Origin of the sequence: Mycobacterium sp., assembly GCF_032161845.1 — a bacterium.
Taxonomy (GTDB): Bacteria; Actinomycetota; Actinomycetes; order Mycobacteriales; family Mycobacteriaceae; genus Mycobacterium.
The window spans coordinates 1-3,389 of record NZ_JAVRQA010000485.1; the positions used below are offsets into that span (position 1 = coordinate 1).

Consider the following 3,389-nt stretch of genomic DNA (forward strand, 5'->3'; position numbering starts at 1 on the left):
TGCGCGAGAACACGACCTTGGGCATGTCCCGCCAAATGTGCGCGAAGTCGACGATCAGAGGGGTGGCGTCCGGGGCCGTGTCGGCGGTCGGCCAGTACGCGGACATCAGTTCGTAGAGCCGCCGCCCATACAACGATAGGGAGGTCTCCCGCTCGGAGTCGTTCCAGTACTGGTGCAGTTCTTCGCTCGGCTCGGACCAGTCGATGTCGCCTCGTGCGTCGGCGATGTACCCGTCCACCGACACGTTGAAGCCATAGATGAGTTTGCCCATGCAGATCAGACTGCACCGGAAGGCACTACTCATCGCGGCGCCACCCGAGACGTCGTCTAATCCTTCTGGATGGGCGAGCGTCAGCCAACCCCCTTGATCGCCTTGGAAGCGTTCTGATCAAACCGCCGCGCGTCTGCCGATGGCGATCGCAGGAGCTTGGACCAAGCTCTGCCCGACGACGCAATAGCGCTCCGTCAACTCAGCCAGCTTGGCCAAGGTCGCATCGTCGGCGTCGGTTCGAAGCTCAGCCATGATCTTGACGTCCTGCACGCCGATTCCCACCGCGCGGGACATTCCCAAGGTCCGGGCCCGCTGCCAGATCGACGTAGTCGAAATCGTGTCCAGTTCGTTCCTAAAACGTTGTACCGCAGACAAATAACTGCCGACCGCACATCGAACGGTAATCGATCCGATGCCTCTGCCCTCTAGCGTCACTACAGGCCGGGTGCTGCCCGAGCCGCAAAAGCTACCCGGCGAGGATGCACATGCGAAGTCCGACAAGGATCCAACGCACCGCCCTGCTGAGTGCTGTCGTGTTTCTGGCCGCGGTGATGATTGCACCTCGGGCAGTTGCCGACCCACAGGCGGATGCTTCTCTCCCGACCGATCCGTCGCCGGGCACGGCCCTAGTCGGCCAGGCAACGATCAACCCATCGGACGGCTCGACCGTCGGCGTCGGCAAGCCGATCGTCATCAACTTCGCCGTGCCGATCATCGACCGGCCGGCGGTCGAAGACGCGATCCACATTTCGTCGGACCCGCCGGTGTCGGGAATGTTCTATTGGATGAGCGACCGCCAGGTGCGCTGGCGGCCATTCGACTTCTGGCCCGCACATACCCCTGTGCACGTCGACGCGGCGGGGACCACGTCCAGCTTCACCACCGGGGACGCGCTGATCGCCACGGCAGACGACGCCACCCACCAGATGACGATCACGCGTAACGGCAACGTGGAGCAGACATTTCCGATGTCCATGGGAAAGCCCGGCCACGAGACTCCCAATGGGACCTACTACGTTCAGGACAAGTTTTCCGACATCGTGATGGACTCCGAGTCCTACGGCGTCTCGAACGACGGGCCAGATGGCTACCGCCTAGACGTCCAGTTCGCCGTTCAGTTCGACAACAGCGGGAGCTTCGTCCATAGCGCGCCGTGGTCAGTGGCGGACCAGGGCAGGCAAAACGTGAGCCACGGCTGCATCAACGTCAATCCCGACAACGCGAAGTGGTTCTACGACAACTTCGACATCGGCGATCCCATCGTCGTGACGAATTCCGTTGGAAGTTATACCCAAGACGACGGCGGCCAGGACTGGCAAGTCTAGGTAACTCGACTCGCTGCCGGTCTCATGTCGTCGGACGAACCGCTGGGTCGAGGCCGAAGACTCGTAGGGCGGCCGCCTTGCCCTTGAGGGCGTGGGCCCCGCGGTCGATGAGGCCGGGCGGTCGAGCGACCAAGGCGTCGACGCACTGGTGGGTGAGAAGGATGGTGTCACCGGTGGTCTTGGTGAGCTGTTCGACGCGGGCCGCGACGTTGACGGTGTCCCCGATCAGGGTGAATTCGAGCTTGCTCCCGCCGCCGATGGTCCCGGCGATCACCTTGCCGGTATTGATCCCGATGCCGATCCGAAGCTCGCCACCGAATCGCTCGGCAACCAGGCGCTGAATCAGCACCGCAGCGGACACCGCGGCGTCGGCGTGATCGGCGAGGTCGTTGGGGGCGCCGAAGACGGCCAGCGCGCCGTCGCCGAGGAACTTGTTGACGTGCCCACCGGCATCGACGACCGCGGGCACCACGATCTCGAACAGCGCGTTGAGTCGGGCGACGGTGTCCTCGGCGGTATTGGCTTCGGCGAACGGGGTGAAGTCGCGAATGTCGACGAACATCACCGTGACCTCGCGGCGCTCACCGATGAACACGTCATCACCCTGCTCGAGTAGCCGGGCCGCCAAAGCCGGATCGACGTACGTCCCGAACGCGGCCTGAAGTCGTTGCCGCTCGGCCAAACCCGCCTGCATGCGGTTGAACGACGCCGCCAACGCGCCAAGGTCATCGTCCTGCACCACCGGCAGGCGTTGGCTGTAGTCACCGGCCGCCACCCGCTGGGTGCCGTCAGCGAGGTCGCGGACGGGCCGCAACGACGGTGTGAACGCTAGGCCGACGGTCAGCGGCACACCGAAGGCAAGCGTCAACCCGCCTCCGATCATGACCCAGAGCACCGGCATCTCACTGACCCAATCGAACACCGCCGCCATCATCGCGCCCGCGACGGTAGATATGAACATCGCCGCGAGCAGGGACACGTTCGACCACGCGGCGAAAGTGGGGCGCGAGCGAGGCAGACCGTCACCGATGGCCGTGTCAGCGGCGATGGCGACCCGGGCTGGCCGCAACGCTGCTTCCGCGACGCTGTGCGCTGGCAGTACGTAGGCAGCACCGAAGGCTGCGCCCAGGATCGCGTACTGCAAGAGCCGTGACGCGCTGGCGCCGGCGATCGCACCGGCGATGACCGCTAGCAGCCCACCGCACACTGCGTTGGCTGTCACCGCTCGGACGATCAGCCCCCTGGCGTAGGTGTAGCTCGCGTGCAGTGCCCTTGCTCGATCGACCTCGCGGCCAGCCGCCCACTGCTCTACGAGGTGTAGTGGGCCCACCCCGGGAAGAACGACCACGCACGCCAACACCAGCATGGCGACCACGGTGACGGCCGCGGCCTCGACGTAGCGACCGGACCCTTCGAAAGCGACGACGACAGACGACAGGAGCAGGTAGTGCGGCAGAAACAGGGCCCCCAAGATCGCGCACAGCGCCCACGAGTACCTCGCTGCGTACCGATCCCACGCCCACTGCCAGATGCGATCCATGCGCTTCCCCCTGTCGAGCCGCTGCCGGCTGCCTAGATCGAGCCAACGCGTGGTCTGACGACGCGCAGCGTAGATCACTGGGGACGAAGGCGGCCGGGATTCGAACGTTCGCCAAGAAGGCGCCGCGGGCATCGAGGACCACCAACGCCGCAGGAGTTGCCGCAGCTGTGACGAACACGACTTCTACGTGGTAACCGCGGACGATCGGGGCACCCAACCCTTAGCGGTTGCACCGGGGTGAGTTGCGCTTCGC

Annotated in this window: 4 protein-coding genes; 1 reads left to right on the forward strand and 3 read right to left on the reverse strand. The window is 64.9% G+C overall.

The annotated features are described in order from the left end of the window. Positions 1 to 271 (reverse strand): dihydrofolate reductase family protein (locus tag QOD90_RS26440; protein WP_526354657.1); only part of this gene is annotated, 271 nt, incomplete at its 3' end. Positions 272 to 388: 117 nt separating this feature from the next. Further along, positions 389 to 565 (reverse strand): hypothetical protein, encoded by a 177-nt coding sequence (locus QOD90_RS26445; protein ID WP_526354659.1) that lies wholly within the window; start codon positions 563 to 565, stop codon positions 389 to 391. A 191-nt stretch (positions 566 to 756) separates the two neighbouring features. Here QOD90_RS26445 and QOD90_RS26450 point away from each other — a divergent pair, with 191 nt between their 5' ends. Beyond that, complete coding sequence (locus QOD90_RS26450; protein WP_526354661.1) at positions 757 to 1,596, forward strand: L,D-transpeptidase; 840 nt, start codon at positions 757 to 759, stop codon at positions 1,594 to 1,596. 22 nt (positions 1,597 to 1,618) lie between these two features. Here QOD90_RS26450 and QOD90_RS26455 read toward each other — a convergent pair whose 3' ends face one another. Next, a complete protein-coding gene (locus QOD90_RS26455) occupies positions 1,619 to 3,136 on the reverse strand; it encodes an adenylate/guanylate cyclase domain-containing protein (RefSeq protein ID WP_526354663.1) in 1,518 nt (505 codons plus the stop codon). Positions 3,137 to 3,389: the final 253 nt, after the last annotated feature.

Bases quoted from the DNA above. Each gene is read 5' to 3' on its own strand.
- QOD90_RS26450 (WP_526354661.1), top strand. From the start codon at position 757: ATGCGAAGTCCGACAAGGATCCAACGCACCGCCCTGCTGAGTGCTGTC.
- QOD90_RS26455 (WP_526354663.1), bottom strand. From the start codon at position 3,136: ATGGATCGCATCTGGCAGTGGGCGTGGGATCGGTACGCAGCGAGGTAC.
- QOD90_RS26445 (WP_526354659.1), bottom strand. From the start codon at position 565: ATGTCCCGCGCGGTGGGAATCGGCGTGCAGGACGTCAAGATCATGGCT.